This window comes from Alteromonas aestuariivivens, assembly GCF_003367475.1.
Classification (GTDB): Bacteria; Pseudomonadota; Gammaproteobacteria; order Enterobacterales; family Alteromonadaceae; genus Alteromonas; species Alteromonas aestuariivivens.
Map to the genome: position 1 here is coordinate 158,604 of NZ_QRHA01000005.1, position 22,145 is coordinate 180,748.

At 49.5% G+C, this 22,145-nt stretch carries 16 protein-coding genes; 2 read left to right on the forward strand and 14 right to left on the reverse strand.

What is annotated here, in order from left to right:
* Positions 1–54: 54 nt before the first annotated feature.
* The 10 genes from DXV75_RS08245 to sdhC form a co-directional block, all read right to left on the reverse strand.
* Positions 55–2,916 (reverse strand): TonB-dependent receptor, encoded by a 2,862-nt coding sequence (locus DXV75_RS08245; RefSeq protein ID WP_115592929.1) that lies wholly within the window; start codon positions 2,914–2,916, stop codon positions 55–57.
* 391 nt (positions 2,917–3,307) lie between these two features.
* Positions 3,308–4,687, reverse strand: coding sequence for an alpha-amylase family glycosyl hydrolase (locus DXV75_RS08250; RefSeq protein WP_115592930.1), 1,380 nt, complete (start codon positions 4,685–4,687; stop codon positions 3,308–3,310).
* Between the two features lie 136 nt (positions 4,688–4,823).
* Entirely contained in the window at positions 4,824–5,696 is an 873-nt protein-coding gene (gene sucD / locus DXV75_RS08255) for a succinate--CoA ligase subunit alpha (RefSeq protein ID WP_115592931.1), read from the reverse strand.
* Positions 5,696–6,862: an ADP-forming succinate--CoA ligase subunit beta gene (sucC, locus tag DXV75_RS08260; protein ID WP_115592932.1), complete on the reverse strand. Its 1,167-nt coding sequence runs from the start codon at positions 6,860–6,862 to the stop codon at positions 5,696–5,698. The genes sucD and sucC overlap by 1 nt, the downstream gene beginning before the upstream one ends.
* Positions 6,863–7,026: 164 nt before the next feature.
* Positions 7,027–8,523: a 2-oxoglutarate dehydrogenase complex dihydrolipoyllysine-residue succinyltransferase gene (gene odhB / locus DXV75_RS08265; protein ID WP_115592933.1), complete on the reverse strand. Its 1,497-nt coding sequence runs from the start codon at positions 8,521–8,523 to the stop codon at positions 7,027–7,029.
* 9 nt (positions 8,524–8,532) lie between these two features.
* Entirely contained in the window at positions 8,533–11,352 is a 2,820-nt protein-coding gene (locus DXV75_RS08270) for a 2-oxoglutarate dehydrogenase E1 component (protein ID WP_115592934.1), read from the reverse strand.
* A gap of 172 nt (positions 11,353–11,524) precedes the next feature.
* Entirely contained in the window at positions 11,525–12,235 is a 711-nt protein-coding gene (locus DXV75_RS08275) for a succinate dehydrogenase iron-sulfur subunit (RefSeq protein ID WP_115592935.1), read from the reverse strand.
* Positions 12,236–12,248: 13 nt separating this feature from the next.
* On the reverse strand, positions 12,249–14,021 hold the full coding sequence (gene sdhA, locus DXV75_RS08280; protein WP_115592936.1) for a succinate dehydrogenase flavoprotein subunit: 1,773 nt from the start codon (positions 14,019–14,021) through the stop codon (positions 12,249–12,251).
* A gap of 1 nt (position 14,022) precedes the next feature.
* Positions 14,023–14,370 carry a succinate dehydrogenase, hydrophobic membrane anchor protein gene (gene sdhD / locus DXV75_RS08285; protein ID WP_115592937.1) on the reverse strand — a complete coding sequence of 116 codons (348 nt, stop codon included), beginning with the start codon at positions 14,368–14,370 and terminating at the stop codon, positions 14,023–14,025.
* Positions 14,364–14,738: a succinate dehydrogenase, cytochrome b556 subunit gene (gene sdhC / locus DXV75_RS08290; protein WP_115592938.1), complete on the reverse strand. Its 375-nt coding sequence runs from the start codon at positions 14,736–14,738 to the stop codon at positions 14,364–14,366. Before sdhC ends, sdhD begins: the two co-directional genes overlap by 7 nt.
* Before the next feature lie 679 nt (positions 14,739–15,417).
* On the opposite strand from sdhC, the gene DXV75_RS08295 reads away from it, so the two are divergent.
* Both DXV75_RS08295 and DXV75_RS08300 read left to right on the forward strand, forming a co-directional pair.
* Positions 15,418–16,698 carry a citrate synthase gene (locus DXV75_RS08295; RefSeq protein ID WP_115592939.1) on the forward strand — a complete coding sequence of 427 codons (1,281 nt, stop codon included), beginning with the start codon at positions 15,418–15,420 and terminating at the stop codon, positions 16,696–16,698.
* A 62-nt stretch (positions 16,699–16,760) separates the two neighbouring features.
* Positions 16,761–17,183, forward strand: coding sequence for a DUF3429 domain-containing protein (locus DXV75_RS08300; protein ID WP_115592940.1), 423 nt, complete (start codon positions 16,761–16,763; stop codon positions 17,181–17,183).
* A gap of 35 nt (positions 17,184–17,218) precedes the next feature.
* Here the strand turns inward: DXV75_RS08300 and DXV75_RS08305 are convergent, their stop codons facing one another.
* The 4 genes from DXV75_RS08305 to DXV75_RS08320 form a co-directional block, all read right to left on the reverse strand.
* Positions 17,219–18,679, reverse strand: a complete 1,461-nt coding sequence (locus DXV75_RS08305; RefSeq protein WP_115592941.1) for a phosphohexomutase domain-containing protein — start codon at positions 18,677–18,679, stop codon at positions 17,219–17,221.
* The gene (locus DXV75_RS08310) at positions 18,676–20,100 is read right to left on the reverse strand and encodes a mannose-1-phosphate guanylyltransferase/mannose-6-phosphate isomerase (RefSeq protein WP_115592942.1); all 1,425 of its coding nucleotides are present in this window, start codon (positions 20,098–20,100) and stop codon (positions 18,676–18,678) included. The genes DXV75_RS08305 and DXV75_RS08310 overlap by 4 nt, the downstream gene beginning before the upstream one ends.
* 169 nt (positions 20,101–20,269) lie before the next feature.
* Positions 20,270–21,109 (reverse strand): pirin family protein, encoded by an 840-nt coding sequence (locus DXV75_RS08315; protein WP_115592943.1) that lies wholly within the window; start codon positions 21,107–21,109, stop codon positions 20,270–20,272.
* Positions 21,102–22,064: a glutathione S-transferase family protein gene (locus DXV75_RS08320; RefSeq protein ID WP_115592944.1), complete on the reverse strand. Its 963-nt coding sequence runs from the start codon at positions 22,062–22,064 to the stop codon at positions 21,102–21,104. Before DXV75_RS08320 ends, DXV75_RS08315 begins: the two co-directional genes overlap by 8 nt.
* Between the last annotated feature and the right edge of the window lie 81 nt (positions 22,065–22,145).

The window sequence follows — 22,145 nt, forward strand, 5'->3', positions numbered from 1 at the left end:
CAGACTAAACCACTTGAAACAACGCCTGCAGAGGCACAGGCGTTGCTCAGGGTTTTAGAACTCGTAGTTAAAGCTCAACAGATAGTTAGCACCGAATGACTGGTACTGAGTGATCTGGCGCGGATCAGTACCGGATGCCTGAATGTCGTCTTCATCAGTCAGGTTCTGACCTTGTAGAGTCACACGCAGACCATCCAGGTAATCGATGCCAGATTCGCTGAAGTCGTAACCAATCTGCGCATCAACCAGAGTACCACCCTGCTTGGTTGCATCCTGCAATGCCAGGCTCAGGCCACGCTCTTCAGTCAGGTAGTCACTACGCTTGGTAGTAGCAACACGGAACTCGAAGCCGGCTTTTTCATAGAAGAAAGTCAGACTGTAATTTTCTTCAGACAGACCAGGGATACGGGTTTCAGTAGACCCCGGAGCCGGATCTGCACTGCCGTCCATAAAGGTTGCGCTGGCAAACACACCAAAGCCTTCCAGAGAATCGTGGATAACATCGCCTGGCAAGCTGCCCTGCAGTTCCCAGCCACGTACAAAGCCTTCGAATCCATCCATTACAGAAGTAACCTGCCCATCGAACAACACTGGAGGACGGCCGTCTGAAGTCTGGTGCAGACCAGGTACGTAAACGTCTGAGAAGTCAGCCACTACAGCGTTGTCACGATGCCAGTTTTTGATGTCTTTGAAGAAGAAAGACACGGCTACATAACCTGAATCGGCAAAGTAATTTTCGTAAGCCAAATCAAACTGGTTTGCTTCCAGTGGCTTGAGTTCAGGGTTACCTGAGCTTCCACCCCAAGGACCATTGGCAATATCGGTGCTCAGGATTTGGTTATCGTTAAAGCTGAAAGTGGCTTGCGTATTGGGGCGCATATCGTCCATGCGGGGGCGCGAAATTACTTTGCTCATACCCAGGCGCACAAACTGGCTATCGGCAACTTCGGCACTCAGGTTCAAGGTTGGCAATACGTCAGTGTAATCAGTTCCGCCAACTACCGGAGTCGCGATAGTGTAGCCGTTAGCGTTGGAGGTAGTGCTGAAGCCGGTAGACTGCTGATCTGCACGAACAACCTGCAGGCCCACGTTACCGCGCAGATAAACACCGCCAAACTCCGTATCCAGCGTCAGCTTACCGTACAGGGTAGTCAGTTTTTCATTTACGGTGTAGGTGTCTCCCAGGCGATCGTTCTGCACCAGTTCCGCTTCTACTGCAGTGTAGTAACCGCTGTTATAAAGTCCCAAAGAATCATAGGCCAGAACACCGTCAATACCGATGAAGTCCAGAGAAACCACTCCCAGTACGTCTGGAATGGCGTCATCGGCCGGATAGCTTGGGCCGGTCAGGTAAGCACCATTGTTGTCTTTGGACTTGGTGCGGTCAGAGTAGATGGCACCAAATTCAACGCCGGTGAACATTCCCCATTCAACGAAGCCTTCTACGTCAAAACGGTAGGTGGTCAGCTGCTCTTCAAAATCGGGATTATTAACGAATCCGTCCTGCGCCAGGTTACCCGGGACCGGAGAAGAACCCCAAGCTTGCGGGCCTGCCAGACGGATCAGGGATTCGTCGGTCAAATCAACACCAGCAATGGTTGGATGGTCAGAAAACATAACGCCGGTGGACGTCATTTCCCATGAACGGGCAGTCAGCGGGCGGCCATCGATACCTGCACGTCCGACACCGGAGTAGCTTTCGATGTCTGTAATGTTTTTGTCAACTTTGCCACTGGAAATGTCAGCATGCATGGTCCAGCTGTCGTTCATCACGTACTCGACGTTCAGACCGAAAGTTTTCAGTTCCGCTTCCTGACGACGGGCGTCGTTGCGCACAACGCTGTAGAAACCGTCATGATAACCGGAAGTCACAAGGCCATCTTCAACACCGGTAATGGTGTAAGCGCCAGTACCCCACTCGGCACCGCCTTCTTCCAGGCCACGACGAACGTCGTCTTCGGTGAAGTCAATGTACAACGCATCCAGCTGAACCGTTAGCTGATCGCTTGGGGCCCACTGGATAACAGAGGCAATTGAATCACGTTCCAACATGGCGGAACGGGCAAATGAATCGTGACCACCAAGAACTACGCTTCCATCTGGTACATCAACAGTGTCCATTCCATCAAAACGACGAGGGTTCCACAGAGGGTCACCGTTATCATTGAAGGTACCCTCAGGAGTCAAATTAACGTTCGCATAACCCCAGCCACGGAATTGTTTTTCCTGACGCGGTGATTCCATCGAAGCAATTGTCAGTGCAAAGCCCAGGGTGTCGTCTGCAAACTGATCGACGTAGTTCAGGGAGATACGGTGACCGTCGTTATCGAAATCCGGGTTGAGGGAATCTTCTTTGTTTTGCTCATACGTACCATTTAGCGTGAAAGTGCTGCTGGCGGTAAGAGGCTTAACGGTCTGCAGGTCAATGGAACCACCGATGTTCTGGGTGGTCATGCCCGCTTCAGGGGTTTTGTATACCAGAATGTTGGAGATGAATTCTGTAGGGTAAAGGTCGAATTCCACACCACGGTTATCGCCCATGCCCAGCAGTTCACGGCCATTTAACGAGGTACCTACGTAGTTTTCATTGAAACCACGTACGGCGATACCGCTGGTACGACCGTTACGTCGCTCACCGGCCAGACCAGGCAAGCGAGAAAGAGATTCGGCAATACTGGTGTCAGGCAATTTACCGATGTCTTCTGCGGAAAGTGCTTCAACAATCGAGGTATTGTCCATTTTAATGGCCTGAGCACGTTGCAGACTGCCACGGATACCAGAGACCTGGATCACTTCTACCAGGTTTTCGTCCGGTACGTCAGCGGATGCTTCCTGAGCAATTGCGGGTACAGATGCAAATGCAAATCCACTGGTAATAAAAGCGGCTTTAATTAAATTTGGTTTAAATTGTGTCATGTGGGTGTCCCATTCAGATGGTTAGAACCGTCAATTATTGTTATTACATTTAGAAGACAGTACTGATAGTCGAAAGCATCCTATCTTTTAGCCTCTAAATGCTCAATCATCTGCATACGTATTCATTCAAATTTATATACAGTTAATTAACATTAATTCAGAGGGTTAACATTTCCATGCAAACTTGGTAATAATTAAAGAATTCTTTGTTTTATAGATAGTTACATATGGAATTAACACTCAGTTAACGCACGAAATTGAAGTTGCCAATGTTTTTTGAAGTGGACGGAACGGGCAAATGTAAATAATTGATTGCCGTGAAGTATTACTAATTCAGATATAAAACTCAGGTTAAAACTTATACGTTTGATCATATTTTCAGGCCTAACTACTAACGCACCAGCACTTTGTATGACCAGGGCGACATCTCGATTCGCTGGGCCCTGGAGAGACTGAACTTCTCTCCCTGAAGATACTCTGTGTATTCCCCCACAGCCCTTTGTCCCTCGAGGGTAACGGTATGTGCAGCAGAACTGAAATTAATCAAAACCAGCACTTTATCCCTGTCATTTTCACGTAAGAAACTGAACACATGGTTGGGCTGGTCATTCCAGACCCTAACCATGGTAGCGCCGTGCTCACCATGCCACAGTGCCGTATTGCCCTCGAGTAACTGATTCAAGCGAGTCAGCAGTTGCGAAAAGTGGTGTTCCCGCCATTCGATCGGATCCTTGTCAAAGAACGCCAGAGCCTTATCATTTCCTGCTTCAACGCCATTGTAAATCAGCGGCATGCCCTCTCCGACTACTGACAACACCATGGCAGCTTCAAGCCCTTCACCGAAGCGTTCATACATGGTTCCCTCCCATGCGTTTGCATCATGGTTGTCGATATAGGTCATCCGATAGGCAGCTTTGGGATAGGCACTTTCATTCCAGGAATAGTAGATAAACAACTTATTGAGGTCACCTTCATGCCTCACAGTATGCATAACGGCTTCATGCCAGCTCCAGGCGTAGGTCATATCAAATGCCCGCGCGTGCAAATCGCGGCTCTCCCACTCGGCCAGCATAAAAACCGGCTTGATCGAATCGAGTTCACGACGAACATTTTCCCAAAAGTCGACCGGAACAAACCCAGCCACGTCCGCCCGATAACCATCTATGTCAGCCTCTTTCACCCAGTATTTCATGGCTTCAGTCATATATTGCCTCAACCCCGGCTGACTGTAGTCGAGATCGATGATATCCGACCAATCCCACCAAGGGGTAGGCCGGAAATTTCCGGCAGGATCCTTTTCATACCAATCAGGATGCTTCTCTGCCAAAGGGTTATCCCACGCGGTGTGGTTGGCTACCCAATCAAGGATCACGTACATGCCCTGACTGTGAGCCGCATTCACAAAACTTTTTAGGTCGGCTAAATTGCCGAATTCCGGATTCACACCGTAATAGTCTTTAACCGAATACGGGCTTCCTAATTTACCTTTACGGTTCTTTTCACCTATCGGGTGTACGGGCATTAACCAGAGTATGTCTACGCCAAGCTTTTTAAGCCGCGGTAACTGCTCCTGCGCAGCAGCAAAGGTTCCCTGGGGTGTAAACTGGCGGGTGTTAATTTGATAAATGGTGGCATTTTTAGCCCAGTCCGGGTGGGTGATTTGAACATAAGGGCGAGGTTCATAGGGGGCTGATGAATTGCCCAGGCCTGAAAAGCTACAGCTGAGTGAAACAATGACAAGTACTGCATTCAGGATTCTTCGGACAGTCATTAAAGTACATTCTATTTTTACACTGCTTTAACCATAGTTCAAAACTCCATAGTTTACCTGCGGGGATAGATACTCGTGTGACATAAAAAAACCCGCCAAATGGCGGGTTCCTTTAAACACTTCGCTTCAGACTGGCTTACCAGCCAGTAGCTTCACGCAATGCTTTACCGATGTCGGCCAGTGAACGTACGGTTTTCACACCTGCCGCTTCCAGTGCTGCGAACTTGTCATCTGCAGTACCTTTACCACCGGCAATGATGGCACCGGCGTGGCCCATACGCTTGCCAGGAGGAGCGGTAACACCAGCGATGTAAGAAACAACCGGCTTGGTTACGTTAGCTTTAATGAACGCAGCCGCTTCTTCTTCCGCCGTTCCACCAATTTCACCGATCATTACGATCGCTTCAGTTTGCGGATCTTCCTGGAACATTTTCAGGATATCGATGAAGTTAGAACCCGGGATTGGGTCACCACCAATACCTACACAGGTAGACTGGCCGAAACCTTCGTCAGTAGTTTGCTTAACCGCTTCGTACGTCAGCGTACCGGAACGGGAAACAATGCCTACTTTACCTGGCTTGTGGATGTGGCCTGGCATAATACCAATCTTACATTCACCTGGAGTGATCACACCCGGGCAGTTAGGACCAATCATACGCACGCCTTTGGCATTTACGTATTCTTTCACGTACAGCATATCCAGGGTTGGAATGCCTTCAGTGATACAAACAATCAGTTCAATGCCTGCGTCTACTGCTTCACAGATAGAATCTTTACAGAACGGAGCAGGCACATAGATAACCGATGCCGTTGCGCCAGTCGCTTCAACCGCTTCACGCACGGTGTTAAATACAGGCAGGCCCAAATGCTCGGTGCCACCTTTACCCGGTGTTACACCGCCAACCATTTGCGTTCCGTAGTCAATGGCTTGCTGTGAGTGGAAGGTACCCTGTCCACCGGTGAAACCCTGACAGATTACTTTGGTGTCTTTGTTGATTAATACAGACATTATTTGCCCTCCGCTGCAGCAACCACTTTTTGCGCTGCATCAGTCAGAGATTCAGCAGCAATGATATCCAGACCTGAGTTGGCCAGAACGTCACGACCCAGTTCTGCGTTTGTGCCTTCCAGACGAACCACTACCGGTACTTTAACGCCAACTTCCTTCACCGCACCGATGATCCCTTCTGCGATCATGTCACAGCGAACGATACCGCCGAAGATATTAACCAGTACAGCCTTAACGTTGTCGTCGGACAGAATGATCTTGAACGCTTCAGCCACGCGCTCTTTGGTCGCGCCACCACCTACGTCAAGGAAGTTAGCCGGCTTTCCGCCATGCAGGTTCACGATGTCCATGGTACCCATGGCCAGACCTGCACCGTTCACCATACAGCCAACGTTACCGTCAAGAGCTACGTAGTTCAGTTCCCACTGAGCTGCATGAGCTTCACGAGCGTCTTCCTGTGAAGGATCGTGCATGTCTTTGATTTTAGGCTGACGATACAGTGCATTGCCGTCGATGCCTACTTTGGCGTCCAGGCAGTGCAGATTACCGTCGGTCTTGATAACCAGCGGGTTAATTTCAATCAGAGCTACGTCCAGCTCTTCAAACATTTTCGCCAGACCCAGGAAGATTTGAACGAATTGCTTGATTTGTACACCCTGCAGACCCAGTTTGAAAGCCATTTCACGTGCCTGATAAGGCTGTGGACCAACAATTGGGTCAATTTCCGCTTTCAGAATTTTCTCAGGCGTTTCTTCGGCAACAGTCTCAATTTCCATACCGCCTTCGGTGGAAGCCATGAAAACAACACGACGGCTGCCACGGTCTACCACTGCACCTAAGTACAACTCATTTTCAATGTCGGTACAGGACTCAACCAGGATCTTGCTAACCGGTTGACCTTTCTCGTCAGTTTGGAAAGTCACCAGATTTTTGCCCAGCCACTTTTCAGCAAACCCACGAATTTCATCCTTGTTTTTAACAAGTTTAACGCCGCCTGCTTTACCGCGACCACCCGCGTGGACCTGACATTTCACAACCCACTCGCTACCGCCGATGCGATCTGCTGCTTCTACAGCACCCTGAGGAGTATCTGCTGCGTATCCTTCAGAAACAGGCAAACCGTATTCTCTGAATAGCTGCTTACCTTGGTATTCATGCAAATTCATGGTGTTTCTATCCGATTTTTATTTAGACAAAAGCCGCTTTCGCGACTTGATTTAATTGGCTGACATTTGAGGGCGAATGTCAGCGTTGCTTTAGGGGGCTACCACGGGCCACTCCATCAGGACTGACCACCTGCCCCCCTGTCACAATGCAGTAAGAAGTGCCCTTACACGTCCAGTAACAGACGAGTAGGATCTTCCAGCATTTCCTTGACAGTAACCAGGAAGCCAACCGACTCCTTACCGTCAATGATTCTGTGATCGTAAGACAATGCCAGGTACATCATCGGCAAAATTTCCACCTTGCCATTCACTGCCATTGGGCGATCCTGAATTTTATGCATACCCAAAATGGCGCTTTGCGGAGGATTGATGATTGGCGTAGACATCAGTGAGCCAAACACACCACCATTAGTGATGGTGAAGTTTCCGCCCTGAAGATCAGCCATAGACAGCTTGCCGTCACGGCCCTTGATCGCCAGGTCTTTGATGCCTTTCTCAATACCCGCCATACCCAGGGTGTCGGTATCTTTCAGTACCGGTGTTACCAGGCCACGCGGAGTTGACACTGCGATCGAGATATCAAAATAGTTGTGATAAACAATGTCGTCGCCATCAATGGAAGCATTCACTTCAGGGAAACGCTTAAGCGCTTCGGTGACCGCTTTCACATAGAAAGACATAAAGCCCAAACGAATACCATGGCGCTTTTCAAAGCTGTCCTGGTACTGCTTACGCAGGTCCATAATGGGCTTCATGTTAACTTCGTTAAATGTCGTCAGCATCGCTGTGGAATTCTTTGCTTCCAGAAGGCGGTTGGCAATGGTCTTACGCAGACGGGTCATTGGCACACGCTTTTCAGTACGCTCACCAGTTGGCAGGCTTTCAGCAGCAGCGGCTCCTGCAGCTGCAGGTTTGGCTGAGCCGGTATCCGCTTTCAGGTACTGCTCAACATCTTCTTTGGTGATGCGGCCATTTTTGCCAGTGCCCTTTACCTTAGAAGCATCAATGCCCTTCTCGGCCAACAGACGGCGAACCGATGGTGTCAGCACGTCGTTGTCATCACTTTCTTCCACCGCAGCAGGCTGAGCCGCAGAAGCGGAGCTACCTGCACCTTCAACAAACTTCGCAATTACTTGCTCAGCTGTGACCGTGGCACCTTCATCGGCCAAAATTTCAGAAATGGAGCCGTCTGCCGGAGCTACCACTTCCAGGACCACTTTGTCGGTTTCAATATCAACCAGATTCTGGTCGCGGCTTACCGCTTCACCAACCTGAACATGCCAGGTGGCAATGGTCGCGTCGGCTACCGATTCAGGCAGAACCGGCACATTAATATCGCTGGTTTTTCCGCCAGCAGCCGGTGTGGCAGCAGCAGATGTTTCCGCTGGCTGGGCTTTCACCGCTGAAGTACTGGCAGCAGCACCACCCTCCTCGAGCCTGGCTATCACTTGTTCACCCAGAACAGTCGCACCCTCTTCATCAATGATTTCGCCCATCACACCATCAGCAGGCGCAACGACTTCCAGTACCACTTTATCTGTTTCAATATCAACCAGGTTCTGATCGCGTTTTACCGAATCGCCGGCCTTCACGTGCCAGGTTGCTATGGTGGCATCGGCAACTGACTCTGGTAGAACCGGAACTTTTATCTCAATTGTCATCATTGTTCCTTATTTAATCGTGAGTGCGTCTTCAACCAGGGCTTTTTGTTGCTGGTTGTGAACGGAAACATATCCAACTGCAGGCGACGCCGACGCTTGGCGACCCGCATAGGTTAACTTGGCTCCTTCAGGAATCGCCTGCCAGAAGTGATGCTGGCTGCTGTACCAGGCACCCTGGTTTTGCGGCTCTTCCTGACACCATACCCAGTCTTTAACGTGGCTGTAATTGGCCACCACCTGCGCACATTCCTCCTGAGGGAACGGGTACAGTTGCTCGAGACGGATAATGGCTACGTCGGTTTGCTCATTTTTACGGCGCTGTTCCAGCAGGTCATAATAAACCTTGCCTGAACACATTACGACGCGCTTAACCTTTTTCGGATCCAGCTCGTCAATTTCTCCAATCACGTTGTGGAACACGCCATCTGACAGATCTTCCAGTGAAGACGTCGCCAACGGGTGACGTAACAGGGATTTGGGCGACATAACAATCAACGGCTTGCGCATCGGGCGAATCACCTGACGACGCAACATATTGAACACCTGTGCAGGCGTCGAAGGAATACATACCTGCCAGTTGTGATCAGCACACAATTGCAGGAAACGCTCAAGGCGTGCAGAGCTGTGCTCTGGTCCCTGACCTTCGTACCCGTGTGGCAGCAATACAGTCAGACCACAAAGCCGGCCCCACTTAGCTTCACCGGAACTCAAAAACTGGTCAAACACCACCTGGGCGCCATTGGCAAAGTCGCCAAACTGGGCTTCCCAAATAGTCAGACAGGTAGGCTCTGCGGTGGCATAGCCGTATTCAAAGGCCATAACCGCTTCTTCGGACAGAACAGAATCGTAAATATCGATATCACCCTGGCCTTCACGTACATGCTTCAGTGGCATGTACGTTGAGGCGTCGGTCTGGTTGTGCAATACCGCATGACGATGAAAGAAGGTTCCTCGGCCCGAGTCCTGGCCGGTCATGCGAATGGCGTTGCCACGGTCAACGATGTCGGCGTAGGCCAGAGTTTCAGCCATCCCCCAGTCGAGCAGCTTGTCACCGGCGATCATGGCTTTGCGGTCCTGATACAGCTTGTTCACCCGGGACTGCAACTTGTGCGACTCCGGATAACTGGTGATCTTTTCACCCAGTTCCTTAAGCTTCTCTACGCTGATGGCGGAATCGTAAGGCGCATCCCAGTCATGGCCCAGGAACGGGCTCCAGTCAACAGAATGCTCCGTCATTGGGCGCCACTCTTCAACCACACAGGCGCCGTGATCCAATGCCGCGCGGTAATCATCAAGCATTTTCTCAGAATCACGTGCTTCAATTACGCCCTCGGCAACCAGCTGGTCCGCATAAATTTGACGCGGCACCGGATGCTTTTTAATTTTCTGATACATCAGCGGCTGAGTTGCATTCGGCTCATCTGCCTCGTTGTGACCATGACGGCGATAACACACCAAATCAATGACCACATCTTTCTTGAACTTGTTACGGTAGTCCAACGCCAGTTTGGTGACGAAAAGTACCGCTTCAGGATCATCCGAATTCACGTGGAAAATTGGCGCCTGAACCATTTTGGCAATATCAGTGCAGTACTGGGTTGAACGGGTATCTTCGGTTTTGGAGGTAGTGAAACCGACCTGGTTGTTGATAACGATGCGTACCGTACCGCCTACAGCAAAGCCTCGGGTCTCGGACATGTTGAAGGTTTCCTGAACAACCCCTTGTCCGGCAATCGCGGAATCACCGTGAATAGTCACAGGCAATACCATGTTGGCGTCGTTGTTGCGGCGCTCAAGACGGGCACGCACAGAACCCATAACCACCGGATTGACGATTTCAAGGTGAGAAGGGTTAAACGCCAGCGCCAGGTGAACATTTCCGCCAGGAGTGGCGAAATCAGAAGAAAAACCTGCGTGGTATTTAACGTCACCGGAACCCAGGCTTTCATCATGTTTACCGGAAAACTCGTCAAACAGTACGGAAGGATTTTTACCCAGTACGTTAACCAGAACGTTCAGACGGCCACGGTGAGCCATACCGATAACCACTTCCTTGGTACCGCCTTTGCCCGCTTCGGTAATCAGCCCTTTGAGCATTGGGATCAGGGCATCGCCACCTTCAAGCGAGAAGCGTTTTGCGCCAGGAAATTTGGCACCCAGATACTTTTCCATGCCGTCAGCGGCGGTGAGGCCTTTGAGGATATTAAGCTTGTCTTCTCTGGAAATGGTCGGGTCAGCCTGCACCGATTCAAGACGCTGCTGGATCCAGCGCTTCTGTTCGGTATCGGTGATGTGCATGTATTCCGCACCAATCGATTCACAATAGGTACGGTTGAGAGACTTGAACAACTCGCCCAGTGACATGGTTTCCTGGCCAATGGCATAGGAACCGACATTAAATACAGTGTCAAAATCCTGCTCAGACAGTGAATGGTGAGACAGCTCAAGATCCCTTACCCGTTCTTGCTTCCAAAGCCCGAGCGGATCAAGGTTGGCATGCTGATGACCACGGAAGCGGTATGCGTTGATAAGTTGCAGTACCTTTACCTGTTTGTCATCGGAAACGCCGGTTGTCGTCGCAACAGGTGCGCCCATTCGTGCCATAGGACCGAGCGACGCAAGTTTACGAAACTGGTCCCGAATGCTGGTGTGATTGCTTTCCAGTTCAACGCCGTCAACTTTAGGTAAACTGTCAAAGACCTGGCGCCAGGTCTCGGCAACGCTTTGCGGGTTTTCCAGATATGCCTCATACAACTCTTCAACGTATGCGGCATTGCCGCCCGCCATATGCGAAGAGTCCCACCACGCTTTCATCACGCTTTCTTGCATTATTGTGCCTTGCTACGTTTTTTATAAAGCTACTAAAACAGACATCTATTATGACGGTTCTGAACAGCAGAACCAACCAGTCAGCCTGTTTACACAAAAAAATAGCCACCCCGAGCGGATGGCCATTTATCGCATTATAATCTGCAACTCTCAGGGTGACAGAAATATAATGCTAAACAGCCCGTTGTAAAAGCATCGACTTGATCTGGCCAATGGCTTTTGTCGGGTTCAATCCTTTCGGACATACGCTGACGCAGTTCATAATTCCGTGGCAACGGAATACGCTGAACGCATCGTCCAGGTCGTTCAAACGTTCCTCAGTTGCCGTATCACGACTGTCAATGAGGAATCGGTATGCGTGCAGTAATCCTGCAGGCCCGATAAATTTGTCCGGGTTCCACCAGAATGATGGGCATGAAGTAGAGCAACATGCACACAGAATACACTCGTACAATCCGTCGAGCTTGGCGCGTTCTTCAGGGGACTGCAAATGCTCGCGGGCTGGAGGCTGTTTGCTGTCGTTAATCAGGAACGGCTTAATCTTCTCATACTGGGTGTAGAATTGGGTCATGTCGACCACGAGGTCTCGAACTACCGGTAGACCTGGCAGAGGGCGAATAACAATTTTGCCTTTACCCAAAGCTGAAAGCGGTGTGATACAGGCCAGACCGTTCTTACCGTTCATATTCATACCATCGGAGCCACACACCCCTTCACGGCAGGAACGACGGAAAGACAGGGTTGGATCCTGTTCTTTCAGGGCCAGAAGTGCATCAAGCACCATCATATCGCGGCCTTCTTCAACCTCCAGCTTATACTCCTGCATGCGAGGAGCATTATCCACTTCCGGATTATAACGATATACTGAAAAAGTTAATTGCATGTGTCGGCCTCTCTTAATATGAACGCACTTTCGGCGGGAAGGCTTCCCGCAACTTCGGCGCCATATTCACGTCTCGTTTCAGCATGGATTCGGTTTGCGGACGATAGATGCTGTGGCACAGCCAGTTTTCATCATCGCGATCCGGGTAATCGAAGCGGCTGTGTGCACCACGGCTTTCAGTACGGAAGTTAGCAGCAACGGCAGTGCTGTAAGCCGTTTCCATAAGGTTGTCCAGTTCCAGACATTCAATCCGCTGGGTGTTGAAATCAGAGCTTTTGTCATCAAGACGGGCATGCTGAAGACGCTCACGGATTTCCTTAAGCTGGCTCAGACCTTCAGCCATGGCATCGCCTTCACGGAATACCGAGAAGTTCAGCTGCATACATTGCTGCATATCTTTCTTGATTTGAACCGGATCTTCGCCCTTGCCTTTTTCGGAGTTTTCCCAACGATTGAAACGGGCCATCGCTGCATCCAAATCGGATTCTGAAGCATCGCGGGTCGGAGCCATTTCACTCAGGGTTTCACCCAGGTGCAAGCCGGTCGCACGGCCAAATACCACCAAATCAAGCAATGAGTTACCGCCCAGACGATTCGCACCATGCACGGACACACAGGCAATCTCACCGCAGGCGAACAGACCATTTACAACCTTGTCGTTGCCGTTTTCATCCACCGTCAGAGCCTGACCATGAACATTGGTAGGAATACCACCCATCATATAGTGACAGGTTGGAATAACCGGGATGGGTTCCTTCACCGGATCAACGTGAGCAAAAGTACGGGACAGCTCCAGAATGCCCGGCAAACGGGATTCGAGTACGTCTTTGCCCAGGTGGTCCAGCTTCAGTTTGATGTGTGGACCCCATGGGCCGTCACATCCGCGACCTTCGCGAATTTCGGTCATCATGGAACGAGCCACAACGTCACGACCGGCCAGGTCTTTGGCGTTTGGTGCGTAACGCTCCATAAAGCGTTCGCCGTCTTTATTCAACAGGTAACCACCTTCCCCACGGCAACCTTCGGTTACCAGGGTTCCGGCTCCCGCAATGCCGGTTGGGTGGAATTGCCACATTTCCATATCCTGGACACTGACGCCAGCACGCAATGCCATACCGACACCGTCACCGGTATTAATGTGAGCGTTGGTAGTGGAGGCGAAAATTCGGCCAGCGCCGCCGGTAGCAAGCACTACAGCGCGGGATTTAAAATACACTACTTCGCCGGTTTCAATGTCGATGGCAGTACAGCCAACTACGTCGCCGTCTTGGTTTTTGACCAAATCGAGGGCATACCACTCGCTGAACACCTTGGTTTTATTTTTAACGTTTTGCTGATACAGCAGGTGCAGGAGTGCGTGACCGGTGCGGTCTGCAGCGGCAGCAGTACGTGCTGCCTGCTCACCACCAAAGTTTTTGGACTGACCGCCAAACGGACGCTGATAAACCTTACCGTTTTCAAAGCGGGAAAATGGGAGGCCCATGTTCTCCATTTCAATAATGGCGTCAGGACCGGTTTTACACATGTATTCGATGGCATCCTGGTCACCAATGTAGTCTGACCCTTTTACCGTGTCGTACATATGCCATTCCCAGTTGTCTTCATGGGAATTACCCAGCGCTACGGTAATACCACCCTGGGCGGATACCGTGTGAGAACGGGTCGGAAATACTTTAGATAATAATGCACATGATTTACCGGACTGGGAAATTTGCAGCGCGGCGCGCATACCTGCACCACCTGCACCGATTACGACGGCATCATATTCGTGTACTGGTAAACTCATGTTAAATACCCCACAAAACAAACAGACCAACGGCTACGTAGACAAACGCAATAAGATTCAGAATGAACTGAATAACGGCACGAACACCCGGTGCCTTAACGTAATCCGTTAACACCTGCCAAAGACCAATGCGCACATGGATCATCACAGCAACCAAGGTTGTCAGAGTGAAAACCTTCATTGCCAGACCAGAGAACAACCCGCGCCAAACAGCGAAAGTAATCTCATCAGTAAAAATGAAAAACCATGCGATAAAAAAAGTAAACGCGGCGATGATTGCAGCACTCGCACGCAAAGAGACGAAGTCCTGCACACCATTACGTTTGATGCTTGCCTGATTCGTTACCATAATACGACTCCCAATACGACAGTCAGCACAACCCACAGCCCGATAATAATTTGGGCACTGAGGTTACCTGACTCCAATTCTTCCCAATGACCCATATCCATAATGGCATGGCGGATGCCACCCAATATGTGGTAGGTCAATGCTGATGCTGTGCCAATTGCAATCAATTTTCCAACGATTCCGCCCAGCAAAGACTGTACTTGCGCAAACCCTTCTGGTGAGGAAACGGAAACCGCCCACGCCCAGATAACGAAAAGGAGTGCAAAGAACATGGCAACGCCGGTGATACGGTGGAGAATTGACGAAATAGCAGAAGGAGGAAATTTAATGGTGTTGAGGTCTAAATTTACTGGTCTTTGCTTTTTCACAATATATGCCTGTTTGATCCGTAAGGATAATCAATTACTCGTTTCTCTTGTGTCCTGATTGAGTAATTTCGTTTATTACCTGTTAAATGTCTCATCCGCTGAGCTGTTAACAATTTGTGAATTTTTTACTACTTGATTTACAGAATAAAGATTCAATCATTTCAAGTAGCGAGAGTATATCCAGCGCCCAATCTAATTACAATTTTTTGTGCACCCATAAGACCTTAGTTCTTATTTGGTCAACCCCATTGTTGACAATCCCGCCGGGCGCAGTTGAAAAACAATGCTTCGCAACTCTCAAAGGGCGTGCTATTTTAGCAGTAGAACCAGCGAATAACTACGGTTAACCACCGATAAAATCAGCGTTTTGCTTTAACTGGTTTTAATTCCCTCAACCTTTGGACAAAAATTCCGCACTATTTGACAAGGATGCCGGATCACTCTGGTAATTTGATGGAAATTTACAAGAAAAAACCACAGGCCGATTTTTATCGTGCTAAAAGTCTGTATAATTTAGCCGGTTTATAAATACGAATAATTTAGAATATTTATTGTGCAAATATGCATTTAAATTGACTTGCGCTTGCACAATAAAGTAAAAATACGCCACTTTTCCCAACGGGTCGGGTTGTTAGCCTTCAGACTCGCTGAAAACAGAACCATTCTGAGGAGAGCACTTATGGCAGATCAGAAAGCCATTCTTAAAGCGGGCGATAAGGAAATTGAACTTCCTATTTTGTCCGGCACAGAAGGACAGGACGTAATTGATGTACGTTCGCTCGGTGCGAACGGTTATTTCACCTTTGACCCTGGCTTTATGGCTACAGGATCTTGCGAATCGGCGATCACTTATATTGACGGTGCAAAAGGTGTATTGCTGCACCGCGGCTACCCCATTGAAGAACTGGCACGGGACGCTGACTACCTTGAAGTGTGTCACATGCTGCTGCATGGTGAAGCACCCAACAAGGAAGAATACGAAGCGTTCAAAGACACCATTACCCGCCACACCATGGTTCATGAACAAATTAACATGTTCTTCCACGGCTTCCGTAATGACGCTCACCCAATGGCAATGTTGTGCGGTACGGTTGGTGCGATGTCTTCGTTCTATCACAGCGATTTGGACGTTTCCAACGCGGAAGAGCGCATCCGTAGCGCCCACCGCCTGATCGCCAAAATGCCGACTCTGGTCGCCATGTGCTACAAGTACAATGTTGGTCAGCCTTTTGTTTACCCGCGTAACGATTTGAGCTACGCAGGAAACTTCCTGAACATGATGTTCTCGGTCCCTGCCGAAGAATATGTGATCAGCCCTGCAGTTGAACGCGCCATGGACCGTATTTTTACTCTCCATGCCGATCATGAGCAAAATGCATCTACATCAACCGTGCGCCTGGCAGGCTCTTCCGGTGCAAACCCTTACGCCTGCATTGCTGCTGGCGTTGCTTCACTGTGGGGCCCCGCACACGGCGGTGCCAACGAAGCCTGTTTGACCATGCTGGAAGAAATTGGCAGTGTCGACCGTATCCCGGAATTCATTGAACGCGCCAAAGACAAGAGCGATCCGTTCCGTCTGATGGGCTTCGGTCACCGGGTATACAAAAATTACGACCCCCGTGCAACGGTTATGCGTGAAAGCTGCCACGAAGTGCTGCAGGAACTTAAAATTGACGACCCATTACTGGATGTCGCAATGGAACTTGAGCGCATTGCATTGAATGACCCCTATTTTGCAGAGAAGAAGCTGTTCCCGAACGTGGATTTCTACTCAGGTATCATTCTTAAGGCAATCGGAATTCCGACTAATATGTTCACCTGTATCTTTGCGTTGTCCAGAACCGTAGGCTGGATTTCACACTGGCACGAAATGATGAGCGATCCGAAACAGAAAATCGGTCGTCCACGCCAGCTGTATACCGGTCACAGCAAGCGTGAGTACACGCCCATCAACCGTTAAACGATATCCTGATATCTTGAAATAGCGCCTTAGGGCGCTATTTTTGTATTGGAGGTTCCCATATGCCCTACCCTGTAATCACACTTGGCTTTGCAGGCTTGCTGCCGTTCGTCGGGCTAATTGTTGCGGCTCTGGTTGGGAGTTTGCCGCTGTACGAAGCAGCACGCTATTTTACCCAGTATTCTGCAGTGTTACTGTCGTTTTTTGGTGGCGTACACTGGCTGGATGCCCTGCAGAATCAACGCACAAACCATCAGCTTTATGTTGCTATGCTACCCACAATCATTGGGTGGCTGTGCCTGGTGTTCAGCGGCGACCTGCGAAGCCTGGGAGTACTCTCATTGGCCTATGTGCTGGTTCTGCTATACGACAAATACGTGCTGGCATTACCCAAAACACTGATCATAAGCTACACCGCCCTGCGCATTGTGTTAACCAGCGTGGTTGTGATCTGCCATGCGGTTATGATTTATTTACTGCAATAAAAAAGCGCCTTTTCGGCGCTTTTTAAATTTAGCGATTATTCGTCACGGATCATGGCGAGTAATTCAGCTGTTTTTTGTTCCATTAACGGAATGTCGGCTTTGGACTCAACGTTTAATCGAATCACAGGTTCCGTATTGGATTTGCGCAGGTTAAAACGCCAGTTTCCAAACTCAAGACCCAGACCGTCAATATCTTCGTGCGCTTTTGCCAGCGGAAGATAGGTTTCGGTAACCCTGGCCAGAGCGGCATCCGCATCTTTTAATTTCGAATTGATCTCTCCGGATGAAGGGAATGCGGCAATTCGGGCTTCCACCATCTTCTCAAGTGATTGCTGACGGGTACATACCAGTTCAGCAACCAGCAACCAGGGGATCATTCCGGAATCGCAATACGCAAAATCACGGAAATAATGGTGAGCACTCATCTCACCACCGTATACCGCATCTTCCTTGCGCATACGTTCTTTGATAAATGCGTGACCGGTCTTACACTTGATAGGAATACCGCCAGCATTACTGACAATATCTTCAGTATTCCAGCACAGTCTTGGATCATAGATGATCTTTGCCGCAGGTTCTTTGTCCAAAAAGGCCTGCGCCAACAAGCCGACAATATAGTAACCTTCGATAAACTGCCCTTTGGCATCAAACAAAAAGCAGCGGTCAAAGTCACCGTCCCAGGCAATCCCAAAATCGGCGTTATTGTTTACAACCGCCTCGGCAGTATCAGCACGATTTTCAGGCAATAACGGGTTTGGTATACCGTTGGGGAAAGTACCATCAGGCTGGTGATGTACTTTTACGAACTCAAGCGGTACGCCGTTTTGCTGTAAACGCGCTTCGATGGCATCCAGCGCTTTACCCGCTGCACCATTGCCGGCATTGACGACAATTTTAAGCGGAGTGAAATTGGCCAAATTCACATAAGACAACATGTGCTCTACATAAGCTTCCATGCAGTCTTTTTGCACGTATTGATCGGAGGCAACGAGTTTGGCCGAATCAATATGAGCTTTACCATTGAAAAAGGCGTCAGGATCAGGAGTCTGGTCGTTAGTATAAAACGCCATTCGCTCGGCAACAAAAGCATCACTCAACTTTTCAGCCGCTTCTTTAATCGCATTCAGTCCGGTATCACCGCTGATGGGAACCGACTGCGCCTTTACCAGCTTCATACCGTTGTAATTGATTGGGTTATGGCTGGCGGTGACTTCAATACCACCATCTACGCCTAAGTGTTTGGTGGCGAAATAGATTTCTTCGGTACCCGCCATACCAATATCGGTCACCTTCGCACCGCCGTCAATCAAACCCGCGGTCAAAGCCAGCTTTAATGGTGCAGAAGTAAGGCGGACATCACCGCCTACAACTACGGTCTTTGCCGCCAATTCGGTTGCGAATGCATAGCCAATACGATAGGCAACTTCCTCGTCCAGTTGTGAATTTAACTCGCCCCGAATGTCATACGCTTTGAAACAGGTTAATGCTTTACTCATTTACCTGCCTCTTTGTTTTCGGTGCGCCCGTAACGATCAGAGAAACGCACAATATCGTCTTCCCCAACATAGGCACCGGATTGCACTTCAATCAGTTCCAGAGGAATTTTGCCCGGATTCTCCAGCGCGTGAATGGCACCGATGGGGATGTAAACTGATTCATTCTCGGTAACCAGTTGAGTAGTTTCACCGATAGTAACGTTAGCCGTACCGGACACCACAATCCAGTGCTCTGCACGATGATGATGCATCTGCACAGACAGTTTTTCACCCGGCTTAACGGTAATACGCTTAACCTGGAAACGGGCTCCCGCATCAATGGAATCGTAGCTACCCCAGGGACGGAATACTTCACGATGGAATTCAAATTCCGGGCGTTTTTCTGTCTTGAGTTTGGTAACAACGTTTTTGATGTCCTGAACTTTGTCTTTGTGGGCAACCATAACAGCATCCTTGGTTTCAACCACAACGACGTCATCCAGCCCAATCACAGAGATAAGGCGCTGTTCCGAATTGATATAGCTGTTGTTAACACCTTCGAGGATGGCATCGCCCACAACGACGTTACCATTCTCGTCCTTGTTTTCGGCTGTTTCCCACAATGAAGACCAGCTGCCCACATCAGACCAGTCAGCGTCCAGCGGCACCACAGCTGCCAGTTGGGTTTTTTCCATCACTGCGTAATCAATGGAATCGTCAGGACAACGGGCAAAAATTTCTGCGTCAACCCGAATGAAGTCCAAATCCTTGCACTCGGAATCAATTGCCTGCTGACATACATCCAGAATTTCCGGATTGAATTTTTTAAGCTCTTCAAGATAGCGGCTGGCCTTGAACATGAACATGCCGCTGTTCCAGTAGTATTTACCGGATGAAACATAATCCTGCGCTGTTTTCAGATCCGGTTTTTCAACAAATTCTTTTACCGTGAAACCATAGTCCAGTTGGTCGCCAGACTGAATATAGCCATACCCGGTATGTGGCTGGTCCGGAACAATACCAAAGGTTACCAGTTTTCCTGCCTGTGCCAGCATTTCAGCCTTCGCAATTGCAGCATGAAATTCAGGTAATTTTTTAATCAGGTGATCCGCTGCCAATATCAACAAAACAGGATCATTACCGTTTCTGGTCGCCTGCAATGCGGCAAGGGCAATGGCTGGCGCAGTGTTGCGGCCAACAGGCTCGAGCAGAATACCGCCATGCTCAACATTCAACTGCCGCAACTGTTCTGCTACCAGAAAACGGTGGGCGTCATTACAGATGACAATTGGATGTTCGGTATCCGTACCTTCAAGGCGAGCCAGCGTTTCCTGCAGCATGGTCTGTTCAGACGTCAGTGACAGAAACTGTTTGGGGAGGGCAGCCCTGGATTTGGGCCAAAGTCGGCTGCCGGATCCGCCGGCTAAAATAACTGGTTTCATTATCTGTCCTATATATTTATAGCTAAAGCCTTATTAATCCTAGTTCGATGGTAATCAAGCCTTGGCGGGCAATCAATGCCTTATGCCAAGATTAATACCAAAAGATGCATAATGATCTAAAAAGCCTTTGATAAAGAACCAATTTTACCGGTTAAGTGTTGAAATTATGTTAACCAGTCAGCTTTCCCGACTGGTAATCAACAATAGCCTGGTGTATTTCCTGTTCGGTGTTCATGACAAAGGGGCCATATTGCACCACAGGCTCACCAATGGGCTGACCGGCAACGAGGATCAGCTTCCCGGCGGCTGTAAAGTTCAAATTTACTGCATTTCCCGCTCCCAGCACTGCAAGCTGGCCGCCAGACAATGTCTGCCCTCCAACTTCAACTGCCCCGGCATAACAATATACAAACGCATTATGCTGGCTGCTCAGAGGAATATTTAATTCAGATTGAGGCCGCTCACCGGCAATATCAAAGAACAAGGGTTTAACCGAAGTGGTCTCAACAGGACCTTTGGTACCCTGAAATTCTCCCGCCAGCACTTTTACGCGGATGTGCTCCCCTACTTTTACCTCGGGCACACGGCTTGCCGGAATGTCCTGATATCCGGGAGCTGACATTTTCTGCTGCGCGGGAAGATTAACCCACAATTGAAACCCTTGCAGCAAACCTTCCTGCTGCTCTGGCATTTCCTCATGGATGATACCACGACCGGCATTCATCCACTGTATCCCACCAGCTTCAATTACCCCCTCGTTACCCACCGAATCACGATGACGCATTTTCCCCGCAAGCATGTAGGTAACTGTCTGGAACCCCCTGTGAGGATGGGAAGGAAATCCGGCCAGATAATCGTTGGGCTTATCCGAACCAAAAAAATCCAGCATCAGAAAAGGGTCCAGCCTTGGCAGCGAAGGCTGGCCAATCAAACGAGTCAGGGATACGCCAGCGCCATCCTGCGTGGCTCGGCCCCGATGCACAGAATGGATGATGCGGTACTCAGACATAGGATTCTCTCCCGTGTGGTGCATCCAAATCCAGCAGGGGCCCTTTCGGAACAACCTGGGTAGGGTTAATCATGGTATGACTGTAGTAGTAATGCACTTTGATGTGATCAAAATTTACCGTCGATGCCACGCCAGGGTACTGATATAACTCTCTGACATAACCCCAAATTGCCGGATAGTCTGCAATGCGACGCAAATTGCATTTGAAATGCCCGTGGTAAACGGCATCGAAACGGATCAGGGTTGTGAACATTCTCCAGTCCGCTTCGGTAAGTGTATCCCCAACAAGATAACGCTGGTTGGTGAGGCGCCGCTCAACGTTATCCAGTGCATCAAACAGTGCGGTAACAGCTTCTTCGTAGGCTTCCTGAGTAGTAGCAAAACCTGCCTTGTAAACGCCATTATTGATGTTGTGATACACAAACTCGTTGACGGTATCAATTTCCGTTCTCAGCTCTACAGGATAAAAATCCTGACCGTCGCCGGTGAGCATATTAAATGCGCTATTGAACATGCGGATGATGTCCGCCGACTCATTGCTGACAATGGTTTGCTCGAGCGTATCCCAAAGTACCGGCACTGTGACCCGGCTGGTAATATCCGGGTCCACCCTGGTATACAGCTCATGCATAAAGTCAGCCCCGTATAGCCTGTCGCCGGTGGCCTCCGGGTATTGTTCAAACGTCCAGCCATGATGAAGCATTTTTGGGCTTACAACGGACACAGGGATATGTTGTTCGAGCTGCTTGAGTTTACGGAATATCAGCGTACGGTGGGCCCATGGGCAGGCCAGTGATACGTAAAGATGATAACGGCCCGACTGCGGAGTGAAACGCGCCTGTGGTTTGTCTTCAATCCAGTTTCGAAAACGCGCCGACTCACGTTTGAACTTACCGTCATTTGAACGGGTATCGTACCATTTGTCCTGCCATTTTCCGTCAACCAATAATCCCATGACTTTGCTCCTGACTGAATAATATTTCTTATTGAAGCACAATTACGCGCCAGACGGGAAAACAAGAAATCGGACCCTTCG